Genomic DNA, 26564 nt, shown 5'->3' with positions numbered 1-26564 from the left:
GCCAGCGCCGCGCCAAAGCCGCCGCCGACGCCTCCGGCGCCCACCACTGCGATCCGCATGATTGTCTCCTTGTCCAACGCTTTGGCCCGCAGCCTCGACGAAGTCGGTGCGATGCGCAACCCCGGTTGCGCAGTGCGCCACCCGGCCTGTCTGAAAATCGCGTGACCGCGGTCCCTCAGCACGCGTCCTGCGCCATCTTCCTGCGTTGAACTTGCCCGAGCGAACCGCTAAGCCATTTGCCTGATATTCGGGAGGAATGCGTGGCGATGACGGAGCCGACGGCGGTCGCGCTTGACAGTGCGACGGTGGCGTTTCGGTTGGCGGATGGACGCGTCTATACCGCGGTCGAACAGGCCAATCTTTCGGTGGCGCATGGCGAGTTCGTCGCCATTGTCGGTCCGACCGGATGCGGAAAATCCACGCTGCTCAGCGTCACCGCGGGGCTGTTGAAACCGGCGGCCGGGTCGGCGCGGATTTTCGACAAGCCGCTCAGTGGCCTCAACCGCGACGCGGGCTATCTGTTTCAGGCCGACGCGCTGTTCCCGTGGAAGACCGCGATCGACAATGTCGCGATCGGGCTCGAGATCCGGGGTACGCCGCGGACGGACGCGCTCGCGCGCGCGCAGCAGTGGCTGACCTCGGTCGGGCTCGGCGCCTTCGCCGGCCGCTATCCGCACATGCTGTCGGGCGGCCAGCGCAAGCGCGTCGCGCTCGCGCAGGTCCTGATCCGCGATCCGAAGATCCTGCTGATGGACGAGCCGTTCGGCCCGCTCGACGCGCAGACGCGGCAGATCATGGGCAATCTGCTGCTGGAATTGTGGACCGCCGACCGCAAGGCGGTGTTGTTCGTCACCCACGACCTCGAGGAAGCGATCGCACTTGCCGACCGCGTCGTAATCATGTCGGCCGGCCCTTCCGCGCGCATCATCGGCGACTGGCGCATCACGCTGCCGCGGCCGCGCGATATCGCCGAAATCCGGATGGAGAAGGATTTCCATGCCCTGCACCGCGAGATCTGGGGCGTGCTGAAAGACGAGGTGATGAAGGGCTATGTCCAGTCGACGCAGGCGGGAGCCGCCTGATGTCGCGGGTGACGTTGCTGGCTTTGCAGGTTTTGGTCGCCGTCGTCACGCTGGCCTTGTGGCAGTTCTTATCCACCGTGCCCGTTTTCGGCAAGGTGCTGCTGCCGCCGTTCTTCTTCTCCAATCCGGTCGACGTCTTCAGCCAAATTGTAAAGTGGTTCTCGAGCGGGGTGATCTGGAAGCATCTTGCCATCACCTTGTGGGAATCGATCCTCGCCTTCGTGATCGGTTCGGTCGGCGGCATCCTTGTCGGCTTCTGGTTCGCGCGGCAGCCGCGTGTCGCCGCGGTGTTCGATCCTTATGTGAAGATGGTCAACGCGCTGCCGCGCGTGGTGCTGGCGCCGATCTTCGCGCTGTGGTTCGGGCTCGGCGTCTCGTCCAAGGTCGCGCTCGGCGTCACGCTGGTGTTCTTCATCGTGTTCTTCAACGTCTACCAGGGCGTCAAGGAAGTGCCGACCACGGTGCTCGATAATGGCCGCATGCTCGGCATGAACGAGCGGCAGCTGATGCGCCACGTCTACTGGCCCTCGGCGCTGTCGTGGATGTTCTCCTCGCTGCATACCTCGGTCGGCTTTGCGGTGGTCGGCGCGGTGGTCGGCGAATATCTCGGCTCAGCGGCCGGCCTCGGCTACCTGATCCAGCAGGCTGAAGGCGTGTTCGACGTCGCCGGCGTGTTCGCCGGCATGTTCGTGCTGTCCGCCTTCGTCATCTTGATCGACATGGCGGTGACTGTCGTGGAGAAGCGGCTTCTGGTCTGGCGGCCGACGGCCGTGACGCGGGATTAACACACAAGCTTGACACGTCCGGAACGAAAGAGGCCGCGAACGAAGGCGGCCTCTATGCATTCCGGGTGCGAAACCGTCAGCTCTTGTATCCCTGGCTGGTGCACCACCACGAGATGCCATGGGGGTCATGGCCTAACTTGAGGAAGGATTCCCTGCATTCGTTGAAGCTATGGAAACGTTTGACGCCCGCTGGCCAGCAAACCACCGGTGTAGGCCACCTGCCGGTGACGGAGCAACCAGGCGAGTGTGTGTCCGCGGTGGCTTGCGTGGTGAGTTTGTGTTTGGTCTGCGCATTCGCAGATGCAATCGACAAGATTGCGACAGCTAGGCCCGCGACCAAAAGTGACGAGGCTTTCATGACAATCCTCTCCCATCCACCGTTGGCTCGGTGGTAGGGCACTATACCGTAGGTCGTGTCAAAGGAGCGATTCAATTCACGTTTGGTGTTGCGAATGGCGGCGCCGATCAGCTCCGTTCGTCTGCCGGCGCGGCGTCCATCAGCCCGCGGATCTTCTCCGCCACCTCCGGGTCGACAGGATTGTAGACGATCATACTGAGGTCGGACCGGCCATCGACGGCGAACGCTGAGTATTCGAACTTGACCGGGCCGAGGACCGGATGCCGGAGCTGCTTGACGCCCTCGCCATGGGTTCGCACGTCGTTGTCGCGCCAGAGCGCCGCGAATTCCGGGCTGAGCCGGCAGAGCTCATCGACAAAAGGTTGCACCTCGGCGGCCGCACCGGCGCGCATCGCGTCCACCCTGAAGGCGCCAACGACGAAGCGCGCCACGCTGGCCCAGTCGTGTTGCGCGGCGCGGACGCGCCGATCGAGGAACATGAAGCGCAGTACGTTGCGCTCGCGCGGTGGCAGCGATCCGTAGTCCGTCAGCATCACGGTCGCCGCCCGATTCCAGGCGACGACATCCCATGTCGCGGTCCTGATGATGGCCGGGCGTGGCTCCAACGCGTCGAGCACGCGCTGCAGCCGCGGTGAGACGCCCTCACTCTTCTGATAGCGCACCTCGGGCGTGCGGCCGAGGCCGAGCAGGAACAGATGCTCGCGCTCGACATCGGTCAGCATCAGCGCACGCGCGATGCGGTCCAGCACATCGGCTGACGGCGCGCCACCGCGGCCCTGCTCGAGCCAGGTGTACCAGGTCGCCGAGATGTTGGCGCGCTGCGCCACTTCCTCGCGGCGCAGGCCCGGCGTGCGCCGCCGCTCCGGCGGAAAGCCGAACGTTGCAGGATCGAGCTTGCTGCGGCGGTCCTTCAGATAGGCGCCGAGCAGATTCTCTTGCGCGAGCGGCTCGCTCATCCTGTTAGCCATTATACCATGATAAGGTCACTACTTTACCACGATAGCCGGGCCGCCCAAATTTGTCTCCAGCAAAACCTGGAGATTGCTGATGCGTGTGTTTGTCACTGGAGCCACCGGTTGGGTCGGCTCGGCCGTCACTGACGATCTGATTGCCGCCGGCCATCGGGTGCTCGGCATGACCCGTTCCGACAAGGGCGCGGAAGCGCTCGCCGCCGCCGGCGCCGAGGTTCACTACGGAACGCTCGAAGATCTGGACAGCCTGAAGTGCGGCGCCGCACAAGCGGATGCGGTGATCCATTGCGCCTTCAACCATGACTTTTCGAAGTTCGCCCAGAACTGCGCGGATGACCGCCGTGCCATCGAGACCTTGGGCGCGGTGCTCGAAGGCTCGAAACGTCCGCTGATTACCACCTCGGGCGTCGCACGGGTGGCACAGGGTCGCGTTGCGACCGAAAAGGATCCGCCGATTCCCGTCTCCGAGGCCTATCCGCGTGCGTCCGAGGCGACGACGATGGCCGTGGCATCGCGCGGCGTACCTGCGGCAGTCGTGCGGCTGCCGCCCTCGGTGCATGGTCATGGCGACCACGGCTTCGTGCCGCGCCTCGTCGCTTTTGCGCGCGAGAAGGGCGTCTCGGCCTATATCGGTGAGGGACAGAATCGCTGGCCCGGCGTGCATCGGCTGGATGCGGCGCGCGTCTACCGGCTCGCGCTCGAGTGCGGCGTCGAAGGCGGCCCATTCCATGCCGTCGCCGACGAGGGCGTGCCGTTCAAGGCGATCGCCGAGGTCATCGCCCGCCGGCTCAACGTTCCGCTGGTGTCGAAGTCTTCAGAGGAGGCGGCCGAGCACTTCGGCATGTTCGGGAGGTTCGTCGCCTTCGATGTGCCGACCTCGAGTGCGCGGACGCGCGCGCGGCTCGACTGGCAGCCGCAGCAGCCTGGGCTGATCGCCGACATCGATCACCCCGCTTATTTCGCGTAGCTGTGGCGGAGGACGGGCCATGACAGACGCCAAGATGTCGCTCGCGGGCAAGCGCGTGATCGCAATCGGAGGATCGTCGGGGATCGGCTTCGCGGTCGCTGCGCTCGCGCGGGAGCAGGGCGCGGAGGTGGTGATTGCCTCCAGCAAGGCGGCCAATGTCGATGCCGCGGTCGCGCGGCTGCCAGGATCTTCGGGCATGACCGTCGATCTGCGGGACGAAGCAAGCGTATCGCGCTTCTTCGAGCAGGTCGGCGCCTTCGATCACCTCGCGATCACGGCGGGCGATCAGGGCCTCCCGGCGTTCGGTGCCACGCGTGATCTCGATCTCGTCGCCGCGCGCGAGGCCCTGACCCTTCGCTTCTGGGGCTCGCTCGCGGCGGTCAAGCACGCCAGCCGTGTGATCGCTGCGAACGGATCGATCGCGCTGACCGGCGGCCTGCTGGCACACCGCCCGCAAAAGGGGATGCCGTTTGTTACCGCGGCCGCGGGTGCCATGGAGAGCCTCGCCCGCGGCCTTGCCGTCGATCTTGCGCCGGTCCGCGTCAATGCCGTCTGCCCGGGGCTCATTCTCACTGAGCGCGTCAAGCAGATGCCGGAGGAGAGGGTGCACGGCTACGTGGCAGGTTTGCCGTTACCGCGCGCCGCATCGCCTAGCGAGGCGGCCGCGGCTTATGTCTATCTGATGCTGAACAGCTACGTGACCGGGCAGATTCTTGCGGTGGATGGCGGTGGATTGTTGGTGTGATCGTTACAGCGGGAAGCATCGCATGTAGGCCGCGAACAGCTTCTCATCGCTGTAGCTCACCAGCTCTGAGGCAATCGCGTCGGCCAGGTCGAGGTCGCGGTTCTGGATGCGCAGCCATGCCTGGGTATCGGCGGTGATGTTCAAGGCCGCGTCGCCGATATGACGCCCCGGCACCACCTGCAGATCCTTGCCCTTGATCACGACTGTCATGTCCAGCGCGCTTGCCCCGGTGAAGCGCAGATGCGTCACGAAATCCAGACCGCGCGCCCTGCCGCGCTGAAATCCGAGCGAGAGCGAGAAGATGTAGGCCTGGATGCTGCCGGTATGGCGGCCGGACGTGACATGCTGGACCTTCTTGTGCGGAAAGCGCCGCGTCACCGTGTCCTCGGCGTCGGTATCCGGGATCACGTAGACGAACTCGTCCTTGTCGATCAGCGGCTGCACCACGTCGGCGAAATGCGCGTCCCGATCATGCAGGAATGGGCCGATCACGTCTTCGCCGGCAGGACAGGCCGAGATGCAATAGGCCGCCTTGTAGCCCGGCTTGAACGACAGCGATTGCCAGATGTTCAACGTCTCGGTGCGGGGGACGCGGGCGCGATAATCCTTCGCGTCCTTGGAATCCGCGACCTTCTCCACCCACTGCGTGAAGTTGCCGAGGAAGTCGTGATAATTGTGGGTGTGGCAGGACAGGAAATCGAAGCCGCCGTCAGGCTTGATGGCGCCGACCGGGCAGGCGGCCACGCACAGCTTGCACTCCAGGCAGGGATTGTAGTCGATCGGCTGGTCAAAGGCGTCCACCTCGCATCCGAGCAGGACGGTGCCGAGCAGGACGAAGCTGCCGAATTTCGGGTGGATGATGCTGCGATGGATTCCCATCCGGCCGAGGCCTGCTTCCACCGCGATCGGCTTGTGCTGGACCATCATGATCCGGGGCAGGTCCATCTCCATCGGGAAGGCGGCGACGGAATTGCAGGCCGGGATACCGTGCTCGTCGAGCGCGCGAACGATGGCACGCGCGGTTTCGTTGACGTGATCGTAGGTGCCGTGGAATTCCTCGTTGGCGACGGAGCGCGAAGGCGAGCGCACCGGCTCGCGGTTCATGTGGCACACGATCGCAAGCAGGGAACGCGTCCGGCCATAGACCTTGCGGATGAAGTCCCGCTGCGGCGCGATGGCCGCCCGGTCGAACTCGATGATGCCGACGTCATCGGCTCCGCACTCGCGCGCGATCCGCTTGAGCAGTTCCGAAGAAACCGGGACGTCGTGAACGTGCTGGCTGCTGCGCGCGCGCACCGCCCTGACCGTGGGGTGATCGTCCAGGCTCATGGTTCGCTCTCTATAAAATGACGATCATAATATTATGGAGCGAGCGGAGGTGAGGCAAGTGAATAATCCGTTGATCGTGGTGTCATGGAACCGTCAGTTGCTCGCCTGACAGCTATGAGCCCTTGCAAGCACCGTCATCCTGAGGTGCGAGCGGAGCGAGCCTCGAAGGATGGACGGCCACAGTCGGGCCGTCGACCCTTCGAGACGGCCGCTTCGCGGCCTCCTCAGGGTGAGGTGCTTGCACGGTCGGACGCGCCTCGCGATGACGGCTGACGGACCGTCGTCAATCCAGCAGTTTGGTATCGTCAGGCGCCTGCGGTGGCGTCTTGATCGCGATCGACTTGATGGCGCGGCCGTTCGGCTTGTTGCCGCCATGCGGCGTGCCCTTCGGGATCACGATCAAATCGCCCGGCTTGACCGTCACTTCCTTGTCGCCGAGCCAGACCGTGCCGGTGCCTTCGAGCACGAATTGCATCTCGTTGGTGTTGGGGTGCATGTGCTTCGGCACGTTACCGTCCTGAATCGAGACGGTGGCGCCGTCGGCCGAGACGAACGTCCTGGAGCGGAAGCCGACCTTGTTGGCGTCGCCGAGCTTGTCGCCCTCCATCTCGCCGGTGTGGATGACCTGCGCGGTGATGCTCTCGGCCGCGAGCGCCGGCCGCAGCAGATGGGTGACGCCACAGCCGGCGGCGAAGGCCGCGGCAATCGACAGCGCGGTTGCAAGACGATTCATGAAGACCTCCCTTGGTGTTTCCCTTGAAATATTCTTGGTGCTTGTTCGGCGTTTTCCTGTATCCGCGATGCTATGCCGTGGCCGCAGGCTTGACCAGTAACCGGAAAGTCGCCTTCTCAAGGCAGGCTTGCTCCTCTATCTTGCCGGCCAGTCGAACGGAGGACGTCATGAACAAACTGCTGGGCAAGCTTGCCGGAACGCTGCTGGCGCTGACCCTGTCCTCGGGCCTTGCCGCGGCGCAAAGCAAGATCACCATCGCGGTCGGGGGCGGCGCCTGCCTGTGCTATCTGCCCACCGTGCTGGCCAAGCAGCTTGGCGAATATGACAAGGCCGGGCTTGCGGTCGAGCTGGTCGACCTCAAGGGCGGCTCGGATGCGCTGAAGGCCGTGCTTGGCGGCAGCGCCGACGTCGTCTCCGGCTATTTCGACCACTGCGTCAACCTCGCGGCCAAGAAGCAGGAGCTGCAGGCCTTCGTGGTCTATGACCGCTATCCCGGCCTCGTGCTGGTGGTCTCGCCCAAGCACACCGGCGAAATCAATGCGGTTAAGGATCTCGCCGGCAAGAAGGTCGGCGTCAGCGCACCGGGCTCCTCGACCGACTTCTTCCTGAAGTATCTCTTGAAGAAGAACGGCCTTGACCCCACGGGTGTCGCCGTAATCGGCGTCGGCCTCGGCGCGACGGCGGTCGCGGCGATGGAGCAGGGCCAGATCGACGCTGCCGTGATGCTCGATCCCGCCGTCACCGTTCTGCAGGGCAGCCATTCCGATCTCAAGATCCTGAGCGACACCCGTACCCAGCACGACACGCTTGCGGTGTTCGGCGGCGAATATCCCGGTGGCGCGCTCTATTCGACCGCGGCCTGGGTCAACGGCCACGAGAAGGAGGTGCAGGCACTGACCAATGCCATCATGGCGACGCTGGCCTGGATCCATTCGCACACCGCCGAAGACATCATGGCCAAGATGCCGGACGAGATCGTCGGAAAGGACAGGGCGCAGTATCTCGCAGCGCTGAAGAACACGATCCCGATGTATTCGGAAACCGGCAAGATGGATCCCAAGGGCGCCGAAGCCGTGCTCGCGGTGTTCAGCGAGGGCTCGCCTGAGGTCGCGAAGGCCGGCATCGATGTCACCAGGACCTACACCAACAAATACGTCGATCAGGTCAAGAAGACGACCGGAAGCGCGAAGTAATTTGCGCGGAGATCATGCCGAAATGAGTTTGCGGTGAGTGACATGCAGTCTCCGCTGATTTGTCGCGTCACCGCGCTCGACCTGGCGCTGCAGCGGCGTCCCTGGCCGTTCGCGGACGAGCGGCGCGCCGAGATCGACGCGCATTTCACCGAGCAGCAGCGGCTGAACCCGAACCTGTGGAACGGCCGCGTCCTGCTCGGGCGCGATCCGATGTTTGCCGGCGAGCGGCTCAGCGCGAGCTATTTCGAGACCGATTTCGCAAGCTTCCTTGCCTGGCGCGACTGGGGCTTTCCCGACAATGAGGTCTTCAACGGCTTCGGCATGGGCGCGCTGCTCGCGAGCGACGGCGCCTTCGTGTGTGGCGTGATGGGCGAGCAGACCGCGAATGCCGGACGCATCTATTTTCCCTCCGGCACGCCCGATCTCGACGACATCAGCGGCGAGACGGTCGATATCGCCGGCAGCGTGATGCGGGAGCTTGAGGAGGAGACCGGTCTTACCGCAGCGGATTGCCGGGCGGATGCCGATTGGCACTGTATCTACACCGGCGTTGCGCTCGCGATGATGCAGATCCTGCGCGTCGACATGCCCGCTGACACCCTGCGTGCGCGCATCGAATCCAATCTCGCGCTTCAGAAAAATCCCGAACTCGCCGGCATCCATCTGGTGCGCAGCCGCGCCGATCTCAACTCCGCAATGCCGCGCTTCGTCACCGCGTTCCTCGAAACGCAGCTGCCTGCGTAGGGTGTGTAGTCACAAGAGTCAGCTTCAGAGGGTGAAGCGGTCGTTGTCTGGATCGGTCGTCATCGACGGCTTGTGACCTGAAGCAACGTTTGGCGGATCACTCGGCCACTTCAACGATCATCTCGACCTCCACAGCGTTGTTGAATGGAAGGCCCACCATTCCAACAGCAGATCGCGCGTGTTTGCCGGCCGCCTCGCCGAAGATCTCCACCATCAAATCGGAGAAGCCGTTCACGACTTTCGGCTGATCACCAAAGCCTTCGGCCGAATTGACCATCCCGAAGACCTTGACCACGCGCTTGACGCGATCGAGGCTCCCAAGTGCGACGCGCACCTTCGCCAACATGATCAGGCCGACCTGATGGGCCGTGTCATAACCTTCCTGCACGGTGAGGTCCTTGCCCACCTTGCCCTTGTACTTCCAGTCGGCAGCCGGGGTGTTTCCTGCGAGGAAGAGCAGATTGCCGACCCGGACCGCATCGACGTAGTTGGCGACCGGTGTCGGCACGGGCGGCAGCGTAATGTTCAACTCCTTCAGCCTGGCTTCGGCGGAAGGTGAATTCTGCGCCACCGTACCTGACGAAGCGGCAAGCCACGCTCCCAATCCAAGCACGCACGCACCGAACCACGAGATGAGTCTCGTTCTGCAAAGCATATGAGTCATGTGTCGCCTCCGATGACAGCTACTTCGCAGGCCTCAGGATAAGTCAGAAATAGCGAAGCTGCCCTCCGTAGTTCTCCGGTCTGAAAGGTCGTCGGCAGCGCTTCGCCGAAACTTTGCGCAAGCCTGCGCCGTGGCGACGCAGCCATCGCGTTTGACATCATCGGCCGCTCCCCCTGTGATAGGACGGCACGAAAGCAAAAATGCAGTGCACAATCTCTGGGGAGGGATTCATGCCGGTCAGGAGGGCCGCCCGCCTGCTCGAGCAGGAGAAGGTCGACATGGTGATGGATTTCTTCAATCGTCTCCGCGGGTTCTAAATCGCAATCTGCTATTTCCCCTGCCGCGCACTTTCGAGCAGGGTCATGCAGGCGTCGAGACAGGCTGCTGCAATCGTCCGGCCGAGGGGACCCGGCTTCTTGTTCAACAGCCGATGCATCACCACGCCGTGCAGCATCATCATGATCGGATAGGCGATGTGCGCGGCCCTGCTTTCATCGATACCGGCGCGCACGATATGGGTGGTGTATCGTTCGATCTCGCCGGCCTGCGCACCCGTGGTGACGCGCTCCATCCAGCCGCGCCCGTAGAGCAATTCATAATCGCGGGGATGGGTGCTGCCGAACTCGAGATGCCGTACGCAGGTGTCCTGAAAGTCGCGGGATTTTGCGAGGTAGGCCGAGAAGCGCTGAAAAGCCAGCGTGCGTAACGCCGTCAGCAACGCCTCCCGGTCGGCGTAGTAGCTATAGACCGTCGGCGTCGTGGTGGCTGCTTCCGCGGCCACGCCGCGGATCGTCACGGCCTCCTCGCCGCCCGACTGCCACAGCGTGTCGGCGGCCTTCAAGATCCTGTGAGGCAGCTCCGGATCGGCAGTTCTCGGCATTGGCCCTCTTGCTTTTACAATGTATAAGTTATACGTCGTATAAATAATAACCCCTTACCCAGGAGCAAGCAAATGGCCCTTTCCCCGAAACTGATTGGACCCTCGATCTCCTTGATCACCGGCCTGATCACGTCGACCAGCATGTCGTTCGTCGGTCTCGCCATGAACTATGGGTTCCAGCCCGATTTCGCCCTGCGCTGGCTGAAGGCCGCAGCAACGAGCTACGTCGTGATCGTCCCGATGTTGATCATCGTCATCCCGCGGATCCAGCGCTTCGTCATGCGGCAGGCCGGGTTGCCGACGCGCTGAGGTCGGGTCGCAGCACAATGCGCACCGTCTCCGGGTTCAAGCCCCCGGGCATCGCAGACATCACGCCAGTTCGTCCTTTGAACGCAACCCAAGGGTCAGCAAACATGACGACGAAACATAAGCACGACAAGCCGATTCTCGTGACCGGAGCAGCCGGCGCTGTGGGCGGCATCGGCCGCAGCCTCACCGAGTTCCTGCTCAGGAATGGCCACAAGGTGCGCGCCTTGGTTCGGCGGGAGGACGCGCGCGCCGAAGCCTTGCGGCGGCTCGGCGCAGAGGTCGTCAAAGGCGACCTGACGGACCTCGCTTCGATGCACCGCGCCGTCGAAGGTTGCCGGCGTATCTATTTCGGTATGTCTGTCTCGGCGGCTTACCTGGAAGCCACGATCAACACTGCCGCGGTGGCGCGGCACCACGGCATTGAGGCTTTCGTGAACATGTCGCAGATGACGGTCTCGCAGATGGGCATCAACGAGACCACCGACAGCCCGCAGCACAGGCTGCACTGGCTGGCGGAGCAGGCTCTGGCCTGGTCGGGACTGCCTGTCGTCACGGTGCGGCCGACAGTGTTCCTTGAGGGCTTCTTTCTGATCCTCGCCGCCGCCGGCGTGCGGGCCTCCGGCGAGTTGGCGCTTCCGATGGGCGATGGCAAGACCTCGCCGATCTCGGCGGTCGATGTGGCGCGCGCGGTCGCTGTCATCCTCGACGATCCCGCACCACATATCGGACGAATCTACGATCTGACGGGGCCGGAATCCGCCGATCTGGACCACCATGCGCGTGCATTTTCCGAGGCGCTCGGCAGGCCCATCCGATATCGCGACGTCCCGCTCGCGGCCTGGAGCGAAGGCCTTCGGCGGGCGGGGTTTCCCGAGCACGTCGTCAGCCATCTCTCGGCCATGACCGAGTTGAACAGGCAGGGGCGTTACGACCGCATGACGGACACCATATACAAGCTCACGGGCGAAGCACCGGTGAACACGCGCGATTTCGTGAAACTCCATGCCGCCGAATTCAAATAGTATAGACCGGCGCTTTGATGAGGCGCTCGGCCCAGATCGAAGCGGAATCCGACCGTTGCGGCGCCGGGATGGCGCGCTTTGGATCGAGGCCGTGCAACGGCACGGCCGACCGAAATTCCGGCGCAACAATCTGCCCGCGGTCACGCTCTGTCGTCGGTCTGGCGCAGCGTATCGGGGCCATCCGACGCGGGCACTCCAATGAGACCTATGAGGGAAGGGCAGGCGCTTCTGGCACGCTCCGTTCTGCTGCTCTTGTTGAGCGGCTGTGGCGAAGCGGATCAAATTGCGGAGCAGGAGTGTCGTTCTTCGAATGCCCGCAGTTCGGTACTCAAGACATTTTCGGACGATCAGAATAATAAGCTGGTGACTTTCACTCTCAAATACTCGAGTTCGCTTGAAGCAATGATGAATGCTGCGAAATCGGAAACTGAAAAGTCGGCGATCTTGGACGGTGCAAAGAAAAGCGCTGCCTACAGCCTGGATGGCACGATACTCGTGAAGTCAAGGGACAAGGCAACGCGAGAAGTCACGTGCATTGCGATACTGTCCGTTAGCGTTCTGGATACGAGCGCGGAAAAGGAAATAGAATTTCGAGTGAAGCAAACGAGCGACGGAACGCCGCTCGTTTCAGTCAGTCCTTTTCTTTTCTCGGTAGACTAGTTCTGAACCCCGAGCGGCCATGCTCGGTCTTCGGTCTGGTGCACAGCGTAGTCGCGCTCCGCCTTCTCGCCGTCCGACTGCCACCGGGCGTCGGCGGCCTTCAAGATCCTGTGAGCCAAGCCCCCGATCGGCGTTCCGCGGCATCAGCCCTTGCTTTTACGTCGTATAAGTTATACGTCGTATAAATAATAATCCCGTTCCGGGGGACGCGCCAGCGGAAGGACAAGTCAGCCCCTTCCATGACAGGACAACACGATGAACGCTCCTAAACTGTGGATTGCGGGCCTGTCTGCAGCCGTGCTTGCGGTATCAGGCACTTATCTGTGGCGCGAAGGCATTCCGTCCAGCGTCATGAAACCGGCCGCGAATACCGCACCTGCGCGGCCTGTGCCTGTGACGGCCGGTGTGGTGAAGGATCAGGACTTCGCGATTTCGCGGGTAGGACTCGGCACGGTCCAGGCCTACAACACCGTGACCGTGAAAGTGCGCGTCGATGGCGAGGTGCAAAAGATCGCCTTTCGCGAAGGCCAGGATGTACAGGTCGGCGACCTGATAGCGCAGATCGATCCGCGCCCCTATCGGGCGCAACTGCATCAGGCCGAGGCCGACAAGGCGCGCGACGAAGCGCTGCTCGCCAATGCCAGGCTGGACCTGGAGCGTTACAGCAAGCTCGTGGTCAAGGAGTTCGCCACCCGCCAGAGCGTCGATACCCAGGAAGCGCTGGTCGCGCAATATCAGGCTGCGATCGCGCATGATCAGGCGGTGATCGACAATGCGCGCGTGCAGCTGGGCTATACAACGATCGTCTCGCCACTCGCCGGCCGCACCGGCATTCGCCTGATCGATCAGGGCAACATTGTTCATGCCTCCGATCCGGGCGGACTTGTCGTCATCACGCAAGTGGCGCCGATCGGCGTGATCTTCACCTTGCCGCAAAAATATCTCCCGGAGATCGTCGATGCGATGCGGGGCGGGGCGCTTGTCGTATCGGCGTATGATCAGGACGACCGCATCAAGCTTGCCGAAGGCCGTCTCGAGCTGATCGACAACCAGATCGATCAAGGCACCGGCTCGATCCGGCTCAAGGCGATCTTTCAAAATCTCGACGGGCGGCTCTGGCCCGGCCAATTCGTCAGCGCCGGCCTGCTGCTCGGCGTCCGCCGCGGACCGGTCGTGCCGGAATCCGCGCTGCAATCGGGACCTAACGGCAGCTACGCGTTCGTCGTCCGGCAGGATTCCACGGTCGAAGCCCACCTCGTGCGGATCGCCGCCAGCAGCAACGGCGAGGCGCTGATCGAGAGCGGCCTCGCTGCCCATGAAACCATCGTCGTCGACGGCCATTACAAGCTCCGGCCCGGCGCCCGCGTCGCGACCGCGCCGATGGCTCCCGCACGGGAGCGCGCCGCGTCCACGGCCCGGGGCCGTGAATAAGGCGACACGTGATGAATATTTCCGAGCCCTTTATCCGACGTCCGATCGCAACTGCGCTGGCGATGTCGGGTCTCGCAATGGTCGGCCTCGTCGCTTATTTGCTGTTGCCGGTCGCGCCGCTGCCGCAGGTCGACTTTCCTACCATTCAGGTGACGGCCCAGTTGCCAGGCACGAGCCCGGAGACGATGGCCTCTTCGGTGGCAAGCCCGCTGGAGCGGCAACTGGCGCAGATGTCGGGCGTAGCCCAGCTCACCTCCGTGAGCGGCATTGGAATATCGGTGATCTCGATCCAGTTCGACCTTGCCCGCAATATCGACGCCGCTGCACAGGATGTGCAGGCCGCGATCAACGCCGCCGGTGGGCAATTGCCGAAGAATTTGCCGTCACCGCCGACCTATCGGAAGACCAATCCGTCGGACCCGCCGGTGATGGTGCTGGCGATGACCTCGGACACCCTGCCGATGACGACGGTCAGCGATCTTGCCGACAACATCTTCGCGCAGCAACTTTCCCAGGTCGACGGGGTCGGTGCCGTGCTGATCGCCGGCGCACAGAAGCCCGCCGTGCGCGTCGAAGCCAATCCGCTCGAACTCGCGGGCCGCGGCCTGAGCCTTGAAGATCTGCGGTCGGCCATCGCGACCGCCACGCTCAACGCCCCCAAGGGCACGCTGAACGGCCAGCACCAGGGCTTCACGCTTGAGAACAACGATCAATTGTTCAATGCTGCGGGCTATCGGCCGGTCATCGTCGCCTGGCGCAACGGCTCGCCGGTCCGGCTCGGCGACGTCAGCACCGTGGTGGATGGCGCCGAAAACATTCGCGGGTCCGGCACCTTCAACGGACAACCGTCGGCCATCCTCATCATTCAGCGGCAACCCGGCGCCAACGTCATCGACACCGTCGAGCACATCAAGGCGGCGTTGCCGCGACTGAAGGCTTCGATCCCGTCGGCCGTCGACGTCCATGTCGTTACCGACCGCACCCAGACCATCCGCGCCTCGGTCGAGGAGGTTCAGTTCACGCTGATGCTCACCATCGCGCTGGTGGTGATGGTGATCTTTTTGTTCCTGCGCAACGGGTGGGCCACCGTGATCCCCGGCATCACTGTTCCGCTGTCGCTGGTGGGCACATTCGCGGTGATGTATGTCCTCGGCTACAGCCTCGACAATCTCTCACTGATGGCATTGACGATCGCGACAGGATTCGTCGTCGACGACGCCATCGTGATGGTCGAGAATGTGGCGCGGTACCTGGAGCAGGGCCACTCGCCGCTCGCGGCTGCGCTGAAGGGTTCGCGCGAAATCGGCTTCACCATCATCTCGATGAGCCTGTCGCTGATCGCGGTGTTCATTCCGGTATTGCTGATGGGCGGCATCATCGGGCGGCTGTTCCGCGAATTTGCCGTCACCGTGAGCGTGGCGATCCTGGTGTCGACCGTCATCTCGCTGACGCTGACGCCGATGATGTGCGCGCAATTGTTGCAGGAGGAAAAGGGCAAGCGGCACGGCCGGCTCTATGCTCTGAGCGAGAGGTTCTTCGATGGCATGCTCGCGGTTTACGTATCCGGCCTGCGCTGGGTGCTGCGTCACCGGCGGCTCACGCTGATTGCGACCATCGCGACCATCATCCTAGCCGGCTATCTCTATGTCCTGATTCCGAAGGGCTTCTTTCCGCAGCAGGACACCGGATTCATCGTCGCCGTATCGGAATCCTCGCAGGACGTTTCCTATCCAGCCATGCTGGAGCGGCAGTCGCAGCTGGAGCGCATTCTGTTGGCTGATCCCGGCATCGACGGCGTGATGTCGGCGGTCGGCGTCGGCGGCGTCAACCAGACCATGAATAATGGCCGCATGTTCGTCAATCTCAAGCCCCGCGACCAGCGCGATGCCAATGCGAGCCAGATCATCGACCGGCTGCGGCCGAAACTTGCCGCCGTGCAGGGAATTGCGCTGTTCATGCAGGCGTCGCAGGACATCAATGTCGGCGGACGCGCGAGCCGCACGCAATATCAACTCACGCTCCAGGACAGCGATCTCGACGAGCTCGATCACTGGGCGCCGGTCCTGCTTCGCACCTTGCAGGGAATTCCGTTGTTGCGCGACGTCGCGACCGACCAGCAGATCGCCGGTCCGACCCTGCGGCTCGAGATCAATCGAGACACGGCATCGCGGCTCGGCGTTGCCACCCAGGCGATCGACGATACGCTCTACGATGCATTCGGACAGCGCAAGGTCGCGCAATTCTTCACCCAGCAAAACAGTTATTGGGTGATCCTGGAGGTCGATCCGCAGTTCCAGCTCGATCCTGGCGCGCTCGATTTGATCTACGTGCCGTCCAGCAGCGGGCGGCAGGTGCCGCTGAGCGCGCTGGTCGAACAAAAGCGCACCGTACGGTCGCTATCGGTCAGCCATCAGGGCCAGTTCCCGGCGATCACGCTGTCGTTCAATCTGGCTGCAGGCGCCGCGCTCGGACAGGCCGTCGAGGCGATCGAGAAGGCAAAGCGTGACCTCAACGTCCCGGCCACCCTGATCACCACCTTCCAGGGCAATGCCCAGGCCTTTCAGGACTCGCTCAAGACCCAGCCACTCCTGATCCTCGCGGCGCTGATCGCGGTTTATATCATCCTCGGTGCGCTCTATGAGAGCCTGATCCATCCGATCACGATCCTTTCGACGATCCCTTCGGCTGGCGTCGGTGCGCTTCTCATCCTGATGGCGTTCAACCTCGAGCTCAGCGTCATCGCGCTGATCGGCATCATCCTGCTGATCGGCATCGTCAAGAAGAACGCGATCATGATGATCGATTTTGCAATCCATGCCGAGCTGACCGAGGCTATTGACCCGGAGGAGGCGATCTTCCAGGCGGCGCTAAAACGCTTCCGCCCGATCATGATGACGACGTTCGCAGCGCTGCTCGGCGCCCTGCCGCTTGCGCTCGGGCATGGGACCGGCGCGGAGATCCGCCAGCCGCTCGGATACGCGATCGTCGGCGGCCTGCTGGTGTCGCAATTCCTGACGCTCTACACGACGCCGGTGGTCTACCTCGCGCTGCACCGCTTCAGCCGCAGCCGAGCCCGTAAGATCGTTCCCCGCCCGGTCGAACCTGCGATCGCGGCGGAATGAAATGGTTGGCTATCGACCCGCCCGTGCGTCCGCAACCATTTGCTGAAGCTTTGATCAGGCCTGCGCCGTGCGGACGCAGCCATCGCGCTTGACATCATCGGCCGCTCCCCATGTGATAGGGCCGAACGAAAACAAAAAATGCAGTGCACAATCTCTGGGGAGGGATTCATGCCGGTCAGGAAGGCCGCCCGCTGGCTTGCGGGTCTGTCTGTCGCGCTTGCGGCGCTAGGCGTGGCCGGTGCCGGCCATGCGCAGGACAAGAAGATCAAGATCGGCGTGATCTTCGATTTGACCGGCCCGCTGGCCGGAGGCGGCTCCGAGCTGCAATATACCGGCGTCAAGATCATGCTCGACCATTACGCCAAGATCGGCGTCGAGGGCTACAAGGTCGAGGCCGTCTACGCCGACGCGCAGAGCAAGCCCGATATTGCGATCAACGAGGCCGTCCGCCTGCTCGAGCAGGAGAAGGTCAACATGGTGATGGGCTTCTTCTCCTCGGCGCAATGCGTGCCGGTGGCAGCCCGGGTCGACCAGATGAGGAGGTTCATGTGGATCACGACCTGTATCTCCTCGGGCGTATTCGACGGCAAGAACTACAAATACGTGTTCCGCCCGCAGGCCGCCGGCAACCAGTACGGCATGATGACGACCGACTTCATCGCGCAATACGCCATGTCCAAGTTCGGCAAGGAGCCGAAAGACCTCCGCGTTGCCATCATCCATGAGGACGGCGCCTATGGTGTCGACGTCGCCAAGGGCAACGAAGCCGGTGCAAAGAAGGCCGGCTTCAACATCGTGCTCAAGGAGGGCTATTCGGCAACCGCGCCCGATTTGTCGGCGCTGGTCACCAAGCTGAAGCGCGCCAAGCCCGATGTGATCTTCCACACCGGCTACAATCCGGACATTACCCTCTTATTCCGCCAGGCGCGCGAGCAGGGGCTGAAATTCGGCGCCATCGTCGGCCATGGCGCGGGCTATGGCGTCTATGAGAAGCTGAAGGAAGGTCTCGGCGCCGACGCCAACTATCTCTTCAACACCGACCCGATCTCGATCTGGCTCGCCAACCAGAACGGCATGGATGCCAAGCTGCCGCCGGTGATCAAGATGGTCGGTGAGGAGTACGACCGGCTGAAACCCGGCATGCCGATCCATTCCGCCCATGTCGGAATCGGCGCGGCCAACGCCTATGTGTTCCTCGACGACGTGCTGCCGCGCGCGATCAAGAAGTATGGTGGCATCGATCCGGATGCGCTGCGCAAGGCCGCGCTCGACACCGACATTCCCGAGGGCGGCACCATGCTCGGTTACGGCGTGAAGTTCTATGGCGAGGACGAGCAGTACGCCGGGCAGAACGCGCGCTCGTTTCCGGTGGTGCTGCAATATATCGATGACAAATCCTATGTGGTGTGGCCGAAGAGCCAGATGCAGCGCGAGACCGTGCTGCCGCTGCCGGCCGGCACCACCTACAGCTACAAATAGCTCGCTCGCGAAAGGGACACCGTGCTCGCCGTCGAAGGCCTGGTCAAGCGGTTTGGCGGCTTTTGCGCCGTCAACAACGTGTCGTTCCGCGTCGAGCAGGGCGAGATCCTCGGCCTGATCGGCCCAAACGGCTCGGGCAAGAGCACGATCTTCAACATGCTCTCGGGCACGCTGCCGCCGACCGAGGGCTCGATCCTGTTCGACGGCCGCGAGATCGCAGGGCTCGCCCCGCACCGGATCATCGTCAGCGGCATCGGCCGCACCTTCCAGATCCCGCGGCCATTCCATCGCCTGAGCATTTTCGAGAACGTCGTGCTCGCAGGCTTCTACGGCCAGGGCCGCCACAGCCGCAGCAAGGCCGAGGAGGCGGCCGAGCGCGCGCTGGCGGTGGTCGGCCTGCCGACCGATCGCCACAGCAGCGTCGAGGGCCTCGGGGCTGCCGGACTGAAGAAGCTCGAACTCGCCAAGGCGCTCGCCACCGGGCCGAAATTGTTATTGGCCGATGAAAGCCTCGGCGGTCTCGACGAGACCGAGATGGACCAGGCCGCCGACATGCTGCGCCGGATCCGCGACGAGCTCGGCATTACCATCATCTGGGTCGAGCACATCATGGGTGTCTTGATGCGGGTGGTCGATCGCGTGATGGTGCTCGATCACGGCGAGAAGATCGCCGAAGGTCTGCCGGCCGATGTTGCCGGCGATGCCAGGGTGATCGAGGTCTATCTCGGCACCGATGCGGATGCGAGCTTGGCTGCCGCGGTCGCCGAGCAGGCGCGCCGCCGGATCGGGGCGTGACCGGCATGCTGGAGCTCCGATCGATCGACGCGGGCTATGGCAGCTTCCAGGCGCTGTTCGACGTCAGCCTCGACGTGAAGGCGGGCGAGGCGGTCGGCGTGATCGGCCCGAATGGCGCCGGCAAGACCACCTTGATGCGCGTGATCTCCGGCCTGATCCGCCCGAGTAACGGCAAGATATCGATGGAGGGGGCCGACGTCGTCAGGACGCCGGCGCATCGCATCGTCAGCCTCGGGATTGCGCATGTGCCGGAGAACCGCCGGCTGTTTCCGCGGCTCACCGTGGCCGACAATCTGAAGATGGGCGCCTACATGCCGGGCGCCCGCGCGCATTACGCCGAGCGGCTCGATTTCGTGTTCGAGCTGTTCCCGCGCATGAAGGAGCGCCGCCACCAGATGGCCGGCACCATGTCGGGCGGCGAGCAGCAGATGTGCGCGATCGGCCGGGCGCTGATGTCGAACCCGAAACTGCTGCTGCTCGATGAGCCCTCGGCCGGGCTCGCGCCGGTCGTGGTGCAGCAGGTGTTCGAGCTGGTCAAGCGCATCCGCGCCAGCGGGCTGACGGTGTTGATCGTCGAGCAGAACGTACAGCAGGTGCTGCGCGTCGTCGACCGCGCCTATCTCTTGGAAGCCGGCAGCATCCGCGCCGCCGGCACGGCGGCGGAGCTCGCGGCGAGCGACACTATCAAGCAGGCGTATCTCGGGGTGTAGGGGATGACAGCGGATCGAGCAGGCGCGTTCACACGGTCACCCGTCATCCTGAGGTGCGCGCTCTTGCGCGCCTCGAAGGATGAATCGGCCGCAGTCGGGCCGTGCATCCTTCGAGGCTCGCCCAGCGGCGCAATTGCGCCGCAAGGCTCGCACCTCAGGATGACGGTTTTGCCAATTCAGCCTGCAGACGCCGCGAGCTAAGGCCAAACAGCCATGCAATCGTTCCTCGACATTTTCGACATCTACCTGCTGGAGGCCGTAATCAACGGCATCCTGCTCGGCGGCGTGCTGGCGCTCCTGGCGCTCGGGCTCAACCTGATCTTCGGCGTCATCGACGTCACCTGGATCTGCTATGCCGAGCTCGTGATGATCGGCATGTACGGCATGTACTATCTCGTGCAGGTGTTTCATTTGCCGTACTGGGCCGCAGCGCCCCTCGTCATCCTGCTGGTGGCGTTGCTCGGCGCCGCGCTGCATTTCCTGGTCATCGCACCCTTGCTGACCGCGCCGCCGATCAACCAGCTGCTTGCCACCGGCGGCGTGCTGTTCATCCTGCAGAGCTTTGCCACCGTCGCCTTCGGCATCGACTTCCGCAACCTCGGCATCCGCCTCCCGGTGCTGGCGCTCGGCGAGATGAATTTCAGCTACGCGCGACTCTTGTCGTTCGGCGCGGCGCTGGTCGGCATGATCGGCGTCTATCTGTTCCTGACCCGCACCTTCACCGGCACCGCGATCCGCGCCATCGCGCAGGACCGCCAGATCATGCCGCTGATGGGCGTCGACCCCAAGCGCATCTATCTCGTCACCTCGGCGATCGGCGGCGGGCTGGCCGGGCTCGCCGCCTGCCTCCTGGTGCTGCAATATGACGTGCATCCGTTCGTCGGGCTGTCGTTCGGGCCGATCACCTTCCTGATCTGCGTGCTCGGAGGGCTCGGCAATTTCATCGGCGGCTTCATCGCGGCCTTCGTGTTCGCCGAGATCATCTCGCTCGGCGGCTTGTTCTCCGATCTCGAATGGGGCTACGTGCTGGCGTTCGCCTTCTTCATCGTCATGATGTTCATCCGGCCCGCGGGCTCCTGGCGAGGCGCTCGTGAACAGAGGGCTCGCCGGCTGGGTCATCGCGCTGCTCGCGCTCGTCGCGCTGCCGTTCGTGCACCGCGACCCCTATCATCTGCACGTGCTGGTGCTGATCCTGATCTGGTCGTTCGCCTATACGTCGTGGTCGATCATGGGCCGCTTCGGCCTGGTCTCGCTCGGCCATGGCGGCTTCATGGGCATCGGCGCCTATGTCACCGCGCTGCTGTGGAATCACCTCGGCGTCTCGCCCTGGATCGGGATTCCCCTGAGCATGGCGACCGCGGGCGTGCTCGCGCTCGTCGTCGCCTATCCCTGCTTCCGCTTCCGCATCACCGGGCACTATTTCGTGCTGGTGACCCTGGCGCTGTCGGGCATCGTGCTGCAAGTCATCACCGCGACCCGCGACTATACCGGCGGCTCGCTCGGCTACACGCCGCAGCGCGCGCCGAGCGGCAGGGGGCTGTTCGCGCTGCAATTCGACGACAAGACCACCTGGTACCTGATCGCGCTCGCGGTCTGGGTCGCAGGCCTCGTGATCTGGCGCGCGATCGACCGCAGCATGATCCGCCATGCCATGGAGGCGATCTCGGAGGATGAGGATGCGGCGGCAGCGGCCGGCGTCAACGTCACCGCCGAGAAGCTCAAGATCACCCTGATCAGCGCGCTGATGACTGCGCTCGCCGGTGCGCTCTACTGCCAGTACCAGATGTTCATCTCGCCGGACACGGTGAGCGGCATCGCGGTCTCCCTGCAGATGGTGTTCGCGGCGATCGTTGGCGGCGTCTATGTGGCGCTGGGGCCGACGGTCGGCGCCATCATCACCATTGTGCTGGCCGAGGTGCTGCGCATTTCGTTCGGCACCAAGGCGGTCGGCTGGGACAATCTGGTCTATGGCGTGCTGCTGGTGCTTTTCATCATCTTCCTGCCCAAGGGCATTCTTGGTAGCGTGATCGACCGGATCAAATCGCCACGCAAGCCGTCGAGAGGCCATGAGCAGCAAACCGTCCCCATCGCTCGCCGATGAATTGAAACCCTTTGTCGCGCCGTTCCGCTTCGACGGGGCAGGCGAATTTCACCTGAAGTCGTATCCGACCGCCGAGAAGGGCGGCCTCGACAAGGACGCCGGCGGCAAGATCATCGAGGCCAATCGCAAGCGGCTCAACGACTTCCAGGAGAAGCTCTACGCCCAGGACCGCTGGTCGCTGCTGCTGATCTTCCAGGGCATGGATGCCGCCGGCAAGGACAGTGCGATCAAGAGCGTATTCGAGGGCGTCAATCCGCAGGGCTGCGAGGTCTCCTCGTTCAAGCAGCCCTCGACCAAGGAGCTCGACCACGATTTCATGTGGCGCGCCATGATCGCGCTGCCGGAGCGCGGCCACATCGGCATCTTCAACCGCTCCTATTACGAGGAGTGCCTGGTGGTGCGGGTGCATCCCGAGGTGCTCGGCAAGCAGAAGCTCCCGAAGAAGCTGGTGACCAAGGATATCTGGCGCGAGCGCTTCGAGGACATCTCGGCGATCGAGCGCTATCTGTCGCGCAACGGCACCATGATCCTGAAATTCTTCCTGCATGTCTCCAAGGAGGAGCAGCGCCGGCGCTTCCTCGACCGGCTCGAGGAGCCGGCCAAGAACTGGAAGTTCTCGATGGCCGACGTCACCGAGCGCGCGCTGTGGGCCAAGTACCAGGCCGCCTATCAGGACATGATCCACCACACCGCGACCGGGGAGGCGCCCTGGCACGTCGTGCCCGCCGACCACAAATGGTTCGCCCGCGTCGTGATCGGCTCGACCATCGTCAATGCGCTCGACAGGCTCGAGCTGAAATTCCCCGAGGTCGACAAGGCGGACCTGAGCGAATTCAAGCGCGTCCGTGCTGCGCTCGAGGCGGAAGGCAAGGGCGGTGCGGCCGAGAAGAAGGCGCCCGCCAAGAAGTAGCGCGCGCCGTTTGCCGTTCGCGCCGCGCGTTCGCTAGCCCTTGCGCGAGGGCATCCAGGCGGACAGCAGATAGAAGCCGATCGCGACGATCAGGAGATAGCGGAAGCCGAGCAGGGTCGAGCACGATTCGGCGAGGCCGCCGATGACAGATCCCGCGATGTTGGAGCCGAACGCCTGATCGGGATTGGCTTCGTCGCGGAACGAGCGGGCGAAGATCACGCCGGCGAAGAACATCGGGCCGAGCGCCAGCGCGCACGGGATCACGTAGCGCCAGACGATGCCGCCGCTCAGGAACGTGTCGAGCGGCACCAGCACCGAGACCGCCAGCAGCGCCAGCAGCCCGGCATAGTGCCGCGCCAGCCGGGTCGACGGCACCTTGATCACATACAAATTGGCGGCGAGGATCAGCAGCAGGGCGGTGAAGAACACCGCCGAGTTGACCAGCCAGGTGCTGCCGAACAGCAGCGCCATCTGCACGACCGCCTTGGTCTCGAGCAGCATGAAGGCCGCGCCGAGGAAGAACATCCGGTTGTTGGGCCGCCAGGCGCCCTTCGGCTTGAACAGATAGACGAGGCCAAGCCCGAGCACGCCGAGCAGGATCATCGAGCGAACGGTCAGATCGGGGATCAGCCTGCCGCTGACATAGAGGAACGGCCAGTCGTCGCTGGTCGATTGCTTGGCGCCTTCATTGTCGACCACCAGTTTCGCCGGCGCCAGCGGCACCCAGTCGCCGTGCTGGGCGGCAGCCTTGTCCTGTCCCTTTTCTTGCGGCTTGTCGAAGCCGTTGACCGCCAGGTTCTCCGGCGGAATGCTGTTCAGCCAGAACTGGCCGCGGTCGCGGAATGCGGTGGAGATGCGCGGATTGCAGCCCGCGATGATCGTGGTGAAGCCGACCGCTTCCGACGAGGTCAGCGTCTCCTTGTAGGGCAGCGGCAGCACCAGCGGATCGCAGCCGAACACCTGCTTGGCCATCTCGGCGACGCGCTGCACGATCCAGCCCTGGCGATAGTAGTTGTACATCACGAAGACGCCGTCCTGCTTCAGCACGCGGCGGACGTCCTGGAACGCCTGTTCGGTGAACAGATAGCTTTCGAGGCGGATGTTGGCGTAGCCGCTATGCAGGATCAGCGAGTCGACGAGCGCATACACGACCAGATCGTATTTGCGTTCGGTGGTGCGCAGGAAATGCCGGCCATCGTCGAGATGCGGCACCACCCTCGGGTCCTGATAGGGCTTGTCGGGATGGTTGTGGATGCCGATGTTCTGGATCACCGGATCGATCTCGACCGCATCGATGCGTTCGACGCCGAAGCGCAAGGCGTGCGCCAGGTCGTTGCCGGAGCCGGCGCCGATGATCATGACGTTCTTGAACGGCGCGCCGCCGCTGTGCTTCTGCAGCAGGTGGATCAGCGAATAGGACGAGCCGCGCTCGCTGAACGGCATCATTTCCTGATGGCCGATGCTGTTGACGGTGATCACGCCGTTCGATTTGTTGAGGTCGACGGCATAATAGGGCGACCAGCGGATGTCGTGGCTGCCGGAACGATCGGTGTAGAAGGCGGTAAATCCCACCACGACGATGATCGTCGCAAGGCGCAGGATCGACAGCGCCTTGTCCTGGTAGAGCAGGTAGACGATGCCGGCGCAGCTGATGCCGAACCAGACCACCGGCGGTGCCTGCGCGAACGACAGCAGCGAGAACCCGACGATGCCCGCGAGGCTGCCGCCGATATTCAGCGAATAGCCGGCGACGCGGTTGGGGTAGGCGTCGAAGGCGCGGCCGAGCGTCTGGCCGAGGCCAACGAACATCAGCGCGATCAGTACGAAGAACAGCCCGGCGATCGCCTCGATCGGCACGACGAACTTGGCGAGATCCGGGTTGCGATACTCGGTGCCGAAAAACACCTCCTGCGGCGATGCCTGATGGCCGACGTCGACCGCGAACTGGCCCCAGTTGGCATACAGCGCCATGATCGTGGCCACGGCGGCGAAGGTCACGAGGGCGAGCCCCGGGAACAGCGCAAGCCAGTTGGTGGTCCGCCGCGCGGCGAGGCAGCCGCAGGACATGCCGAGGAAGGCCGCGAGCAGCACGATATTGGTGAAGAATTGCAGGAACACGACCTTGGCCGAAAACCAGCGGATGCAGGCCAGTTCGAGAAACAGGATCAGGAATCCGACCAGGAAGAGATTGAAGCCGGCTTGGCGCTGATTGGGCCCATCGGCCAGGTTCGTCGTGGGCATGATCCTGATATCTCCTTAACCAACCAAAGGACGCGCCCTAACACCCGGTCGCCGCCGGCACACTAGATGCAACCAGTTGAGCAAAGATTGATTTACCCGGCCGCGTACGCGCCACAACTGTCACTGGTCGACGCCGTGCATGCTGTCATGGTGTAGGAAAGGTTTCGCTGCGCTCGTGTTTTGGCCGGGACATAGGCGAGCGGAAGCGACGCCGTACTTCGGACGGCTGAGCCCGACCATGACGGTGCGGATAGGTTAATTGATGCCAATCAGGCTGCGCGACCCGCAAGGGGAGGCAAGCCTTCCCCTCGCGAGAAGGCGGGCGAAGTCACGCTCGAATCGCGCCGCACGCAGCCGTCGTCACGCCGCAGCCTCTCCGAACACCATCTGCCAGCCCTTGCGCGTATCCATGTATTCCCGAACCTGCTTGATGCGGCCTGCCTCGACCACGAACACGAAGCAGTAGTCGTTGTCGTAGTGCCGGCCGTCAGGCAGCGTCGCGCGCATGCGCTCCTCGACGATCACGCTGCCGCCGTCGGCATGAACGGCGCGGAACGCGATGTCGATCTCGGAGAACAGGCGATGCATCTCGGTTGCGATGAAGCGGGCGATCGCATCCGCGCCGATCATGTGATCGGTGTGATCGAGCGCGACCGCGGTGGCGTTGCGGGCGGGCGCGATCCATTCGGCATCCGGTGCGAACAATGCGGCGATCAGGTTGGCTTCGCGGGTCCTGAACGTCTGCCAGGCGTTGAGGACGATTTGCTTGTTGGTTGGGCTCGTCATTGCGATGTCTCCAGGGGTGATCGATCGGCTCGATCTAGGTCAGCGCTGCGGTTCACGCTGGCCGGAATCGGACCTCATCACCGCCGGCCACTTTCCCCGATCGCGTGATGCGCTAGTGTGCGGCCATGCTCAGCTTCGAGGTCTGCAACACTGCGCGGCTGCGGCGCGACGCGCACTATGATGGCCGTTTCTTCACCGCGGTGAAGACCACGCGGATCTATTGCCGCCCGGTCTGTCCGGTGAAGCACCCGTTGCCGCGCAACGTCACCTATTACCCGACCGCCGCCGCGGCCGAGGCGGCGGGCTATCGGCCATGCCTGCGCTGCCGTCCCGAAACGGCGCCGTTCTGTCCGGCGTGGAACGGCACGCGCTCCACGGTTGCGCGTGCGCTGAAGCTGATCGACGGCGGCGCGCTTGAGCGCGGCTCGGTTGCTGCGTTGGCCGACCGGCTCGGCATCACCTCGCGCCACCTCGGGCGGCTGTTCGAGCGCCACGTCGGCGCCAGCCCGCAGCAGGTCGCGACCACCCGCCGCGTGCAGCGCGCCAA

At 63.7% G+C, this 26564-nt stretch carries 24 protein-coding genes and 1 pseudogene; 18 read left to right on the top strand and 7 right to left on the bottom strand.

Annotation, left to right across the window (positions count from 1 at the left end):
- Positions 1-266 precede the first annotated feature (266 nt).
- Together H8B02_RS26075 and H8B02_RS26070 are read left to right on the top strand one after the other, a co-directional pair.
- Entirely contained in the window at positions 267-1082 is an 816-nt protein-coding gene (locus H8B02_RS26075) for an ABC transporter ATP-binding protein (protein ID WP_229168890.1), read from the top strand.
- The gene (locus tag H8B02_RS26070) at positions 1082-1867 is read left to right on the top strand and encodes an ABC transporter permease (RefSeq protein WP_229168888.1); all 786 of its coding nucleotides are present in this window, start codon (positions 1082-1084) and stop codon (positions 1865-1867) included. Before H8B02_RS26075 ends, H8B02_RS26070 begins: the two co-directional genes overlap by 1 nt.
- Before the next feature lie 465 nt (positions 1868-2332).
- Here H8B02_RS26070 and H8B02_RS26065 read toward each other — a convergent pair whose 3' ends face one another.
- Positions 2333-3181, bottom strand: a complete 849-nt coding sequence (locus H8B02_RS26065; protein WP_229168887.1) for a helix-turn-helix transcriptional regulator — start codon at positions 3179-3181, stop codon at positions 2333-2335.
- A gap of 91 nt (positions 3182-3272) precedes the next feature.
- Here H8B02_RS26065 and H8B02_RS26060 point away from each other — a divergent pair, with 91 nt between their 5' ends.
- Both H8B02_RS26060 and H8B02_RS26055 read left to right on the top strand, forming a co-directional pair.
- Entirely contained in the window at positions 3273-4163 is an 891-nt protein-coding gene (locus H8B02_RS26060) for an SDR family oxidoreductase (RefSeq protein WP_229168886.1), read from the top strand.
- A 19-nt stretch (positions 4164-4182) separates the two neighbouring features.
- On the top strand, positions 4183-4908 hold the full coding sequence (locus H8B02_RS26055; RefSeq protein ID WP_229168885.1) for an SDR family oxidoreductase: 726 nt from the start codon (positions 4183-4185) through the stop codon (positions 4906-4908).
- Between the two features lie 3 nt (positions 4909-4911).
- Here the strand turns inward: H8B02_RS26055 and H8B02_RS26050 are convergent, their stop codons facing one another.
- Complete coding sequence (locus H8B02_RS26050; RefSeq protein WP_229168884.1) at positions 4912-6237, bottom strand: 4Fe-4S binding protein; 1326 nt, start codon at positions 6235-6237, stop codon at positions 4912-4914.
- Positions 6238-6520: 283 nt separating this feature from the next.
- The gene (locus H8B02_RS26045) at positions 6521-6970 is read right to left on the bottom strand and encodes a cupin domain-containing protein (RefSeq protein ID WP_092115819.1); all 450 of its coding nucleotides are present in this window, start codon (positions 6968-6970) and stop codon (positions 6521-6523) included.
- Between the two features lie 167 nt (positions 6971-7137).
- On the opposite strand from H8B02_RS26045, the gene H8B02_RS26040 reads away from it, so the two are divergent.
- Positions 7138-8163, top strand: a complete 1026-nt coding sequence (locus H8B02_RS26040) for an ABC transporter substrate-binding protein (protein ID WP_229168883.1) — start codon at positions 7138-7140, stop codon at positions 8161-8163.
- Positions 8164-8205: 42 nt separating this feature from the next.
- Entirely contained in the window at positions 8206-8907 is a 702-nt protein-coding gene (locus tag H8B02_RS26035) for an NUDIX hydrolase (protein WP_229168889.1), read from the top strand.
- A 97-nt stretch (positions 8908-9004) separates the two neighbouring features.
- On the opposite strand, the gene H8B02_RS26030 is transcribed toward H8B02_RS26035, so the two are convergent.
- Positions 9005-9571 (bottom strand): RidA family protein, encoded by a 567-nt coding sequence (locus tag H8B02_RS26030; RefSeq protein WP_229168882.1) that lies wholly within the window; start codon positions 9569-9571, stop codon positions 9005-9007.
- A 328-nt stretch (positions 9572-9899) separates the two neighbouring features.
- Positions 9900-10451, bottom strand: a complete 552-nt coding sequence (locus H8B02_RS26025; protein WP_229168881.1) for a TetR family transcriptional regulator — start codon at positions 10449-10451, stop codon at positions 9900-9902.
- Between the two features lie 72 nt (positions 10452-10523).
- Between H8B02_RS26025 and H8B02_RS26020 the strand changes: the two genes are divergently transcribed.
- From H8B02_RS26020 to H8B02_RS25970, 11 genes and pseudogenes are all read left to right on the top strand, one after another.
- Complete coding sequence (locus tag H8B02_RS26020; protein ID WP_092115815.1) at positions 10524-10760, top strand: DUF2798 domain-containing protein; 237 nt, start codon at positions 10524-10526, stop codon at positions 10758-10760.
- Positions 10761-10777: 17 nt separating this feature from the next.
- Entirely contained in the window at positions 10778-11782 is a 1005-nt protein-coding gene (locus H8B02_RS26015; protein WP_229168880.1) for an SDR family NAD(P)-dependent oxidoreductase, read from the top strand.
- A gap of 207 nt (positions 11783-11989) precedes the next feature.
- Positions 11990-12442: a hypothetical protein gene (locus H8B02_RS26010; RefSeq protein WP_229168879.1), complete on the top strand. Its 453-nt coding sequence runs from the start codon at positions 11990-11992 to the stop codon at positions 12440-12442.
- Positions 12443-12697: 255 nt separating this feature from the next.
- A complete protein-coding gene (locus tag H8B02_RS26005; protein WP_229168878.1) occupies positions 12698-13873 on the top strand; it encodes an efflux RND transporter periplasmic adaptor subunit in 1176 nt (391 codons plus the stop codon).
- 11 nt (positions 13874-13884) lie between these two features.
- Positions 13885-16995: a multidrug efflux RND transporter permease subunit gene (locus H8B02_RS26000; protein WP_229168877.1), complete on the top strand. Its 3111-nt coding sequence runs from the start codon at positions 13885-13887 to the stop codon at positions 16993-16995.
- A 168-nt stretch (positions 16996-17163) separates the two neighbouring features.
- Entirely contained in the window at positions 17164-18474 is a 1311-nt protein-coding gene (locus tag H8B02_RS25995; protein ID WP_229168876.1) for an ABC transporter substrate-binding protein, read from the top strand.
- Between the two features lie 21 nt (positions 18475-18495).
- On the top strand, positions 18496-19269 hold the full coding sequence (locus tag H8B02_RS25990) for an ABC transporter ATP-binding protein (protein ID WP_229168875.1): 774 nt from the start codon (positions 18496-18498) through the stop codon (positions 19267-19269).
- 5 nt (positions 19270-19274) lie between these two features.
- On the top strand, positions 19275-19979 hold the full coding sequence (locus H8B02_RS25985; RefSeq protein ID WP_176534925.1) for an ABC transporter ATP-binding protein: 705 nt from the start codon (positions 19275-19277) through the stop codon (positions 19977-19979).
- Between the two features lie 213 nt (positions 19980-20192).
- Positions 20193-20975 (top strand): annotated as a pseudogene (locus tag H8B02_RS25980) (branched-chain amino acid ABC transporter permease); the annotation flags it as partial.
- A gap of 94 nt (positions 20976-21069) precedes the next feature.
- Positions 21070-22080 carry a branched-chain amino acid ABC transporter permease gene (locus H8B02_RS25975; RefSeq protein ID WP_229168874.1) on the top strand — a complete coding sequence of 337 codons (1011 nt, stop codon included), beginning with the start codon at positions 21070-21072 and terminating at the stop codon, positions 22078-22080.
- Complete coding sequence (locus H8B02_RS25970) at positions 22046-22990, top strand: polyphosphate kinase 2 family protein (protein WP_229168873.1); 945 nt, start codon at positions 22046-22048, stop codon at positions 22988-22990. Before H8B02_RS25975 ends, H8B02_RS25970 begins: the two co-directional genes overlap by 35 nt.
- Before the next feature lie 33 nt (positions 22991-23023).
- On the opposite strand, the gene H8B02_RS25965 is transcribed toward H8B02_RS25970, so the two are convergent.
- Both H8B02_RS25965 and H8B02_RS25960 read right to left on the bottom strand, forming a co-directional pair.
- Positions 23024-25231, bottom strand: coding sequence for a spermine/spermidine synthase domain-containing protein (locus H8B02_RS25965; RefSeq protein ID WP_229168872.1), 2208 nt, complete (start codon positions 25229-25231; stop codon positions 23024-23026).
- Between the two features lie 360 nt (positions 25232-25591).
- The gene (locus H8B02_RS25960; protein WP_229168871.1) at positions 25592-26017 is read right to left on the bottom strand and encodes a nuclear transport factor 2 family protein; all 426 of its coding nucleotides are present in this window, start codon (positions 26015-26017) and stop codon (positions 25592-25594) included.
- Between the two features lie 125 nt (positions 26018-26142).
- Between H8B02_RS25960 and H8B02_RS25955 the strand changes: the two genes are divergently transcribed.
- Positions 26143-26564 (top strand): Ada metal-binding domain-containing protein (locus tag H8B02_RS25955; protein WP_229168870.1); only part of this gene is annotated, 422 nt, incomplete at its 3' end.

Source organism: Bradyrhizobium altum (genome assembly GCF_020889705.1).
In the GTDB taxonomy this organism is placed as follows: Bacteria; Pseudomonadota; Alphaproteobacteria; order Rhizobiales; family Xanthobacteraceae; genus Bradyrhizobium; species Bradyrhizobium altum.
The sequence above is the reverse complement of the archived record's forward strand: the minus strand, read 5'-3'. Positions and strand labels throughout refer to the sequence as shown.

Coding starts and splice junctions, on each gene's coding strand:
- H8B02_RS26065 (WP_229168887.1), bottom strand. CDS start 3,181: ATGAGCGAGCCGCTCGCGCAAGAGAATCTGCTCGGCGCCTATCTGAAG.
- H8B02_RS26070 (WP_229168888.1), top strand. CDS start 1,082: ATGTCGCGGGTGACGTTGCTGGCTTTGCAGGTTTTGGTCGCCGTCGTC.
- H8B02_RS26050 (WP_229168884.1), bottom strand. CDS start 6,237: ATGAGCCTGGACGATCACCCCACGGTCAGGGCGGTGCGCGCGCGCAGC.
- H8B02_RS26020 (WP_092115815.1), top strand. CDS start 10,524: ATGGCCCTTTCCCCGAAACTGATTGGACCCTCGATCTCCTTGATCACC.
- H8B02_RS26045 (WP_092115819.1), bottom strand. CDS start 6,970: ATGAATCGTCTTGCAACCGCGCTGTCGATTGCCGCGGCCTTCGCCGCC.
- H8B02_RS26040 (WP_229168883.1), top strand. CDS start 7,138: ATGAACAAACTGCTGGGCAAGCTTGCCGGAACGCTGCTGGCGCTGACC.
- H8B02_RS25995 (WP_229168876.1), top strand. CDS start 17,164: ATGCCGGTCAGGAAGGCCGCCCGCTGGCTTGCGGGTCTGTCTGTCGCG.
- H8B02_RS26010 (WP_229168879.1), top strand. CDS start 11,990: ATGAGGGAAGGGCAGGCGCTTCTGGCACGCTCCGTTCTGCTGCTCTTG.
- H8B02_RS25965 (WP_229168872.1), bottom strand. CDS start 25,231: ATGCCCACGACGAACCTGGCCGATGGGCCCAATCAGCGCCAAGCCGGC.
- H8B02_RS26075 (WP_229168890.1), top strand. CDS start 267: ATGACGGAGCCGACGGCGGTCGCGCTTGACAGTGCGACGGTGGCGTTT.
- H8B02_RS26025 (WP_229168881.1), bottom strand. CDS start 10,451: ATGCCGAGAACTGCCGATCCGGAGCTGCCTCACAGGATCTTGAAGGCC.
- H8B02_RS26000 (WP_229168877.1), top strand. CDS start 13,885: ATGAATATTTCCGAGCCCTTTATCCGACGTCCGATCGCAACTGCGCTG.
- H8B02_RS26005 (WP_229168878.1), top strand. CDS start 12,698: ATGAACGCTCCTAAACTGTGGATTGCGGGCCTGTCTGCAGCCGTGCTT.
- H8B02_RS25985 (WP_176534925.1), top strand. CDS start 19,275: ATGCTGGAGCTCCGATCGATCGACGCGGGCTATGGCAGCTTCCAGGCG.
- H8B02_RS26060 (WP_229168886.1), top strand. CDS start 3,273: ATGCGTGTGTTTGTCACTGGAGCCACCGGTTGGGTCGGCTCGGCCGTC.
- H8B02_RS26035 (WP_229168889.1), top strand. CDS start 8,206: ATGCAGTCTCCGCTGATTTGTCGCGTCACCGCGCTCGACCTGGCGCTG.
- H8B02_RS26030 (WP_229168882.1), bottom strand. CDS start 9,571: ATGACTCATATGCTTTGCAGAACGAGACTCATCTCGTGGTTCGGTGCG.
- H8B02_RS25970 (WP_229168873.1), top strand. CDS start 22,046: ATGAGCAGCAAACCGTCCCCATCGCTCGCCGATGAATTGAAACCCTTT.
- H8B02_RS26015 (WP_229168880.1), top strand. CDS start 10,778: ATGCGCACCGTCTCCGGGTTCAAGCCCCCGGGCATCGCAGACATCACG.
- H8B02_RS25960 (WP_229168871.1), bottom strand. CDS start 26,017: ATGACGAGCCCAACCAACAAGCAAATCGTCCTCAACGCCTGGCAGACG.
- H8B02_RS26055 (WP_229168885.1), top strand. CDS start 4,183: ATGACAGACGCCAAGATGTCGCTCGCGGGCAAGCGCGTGATCGCAATC.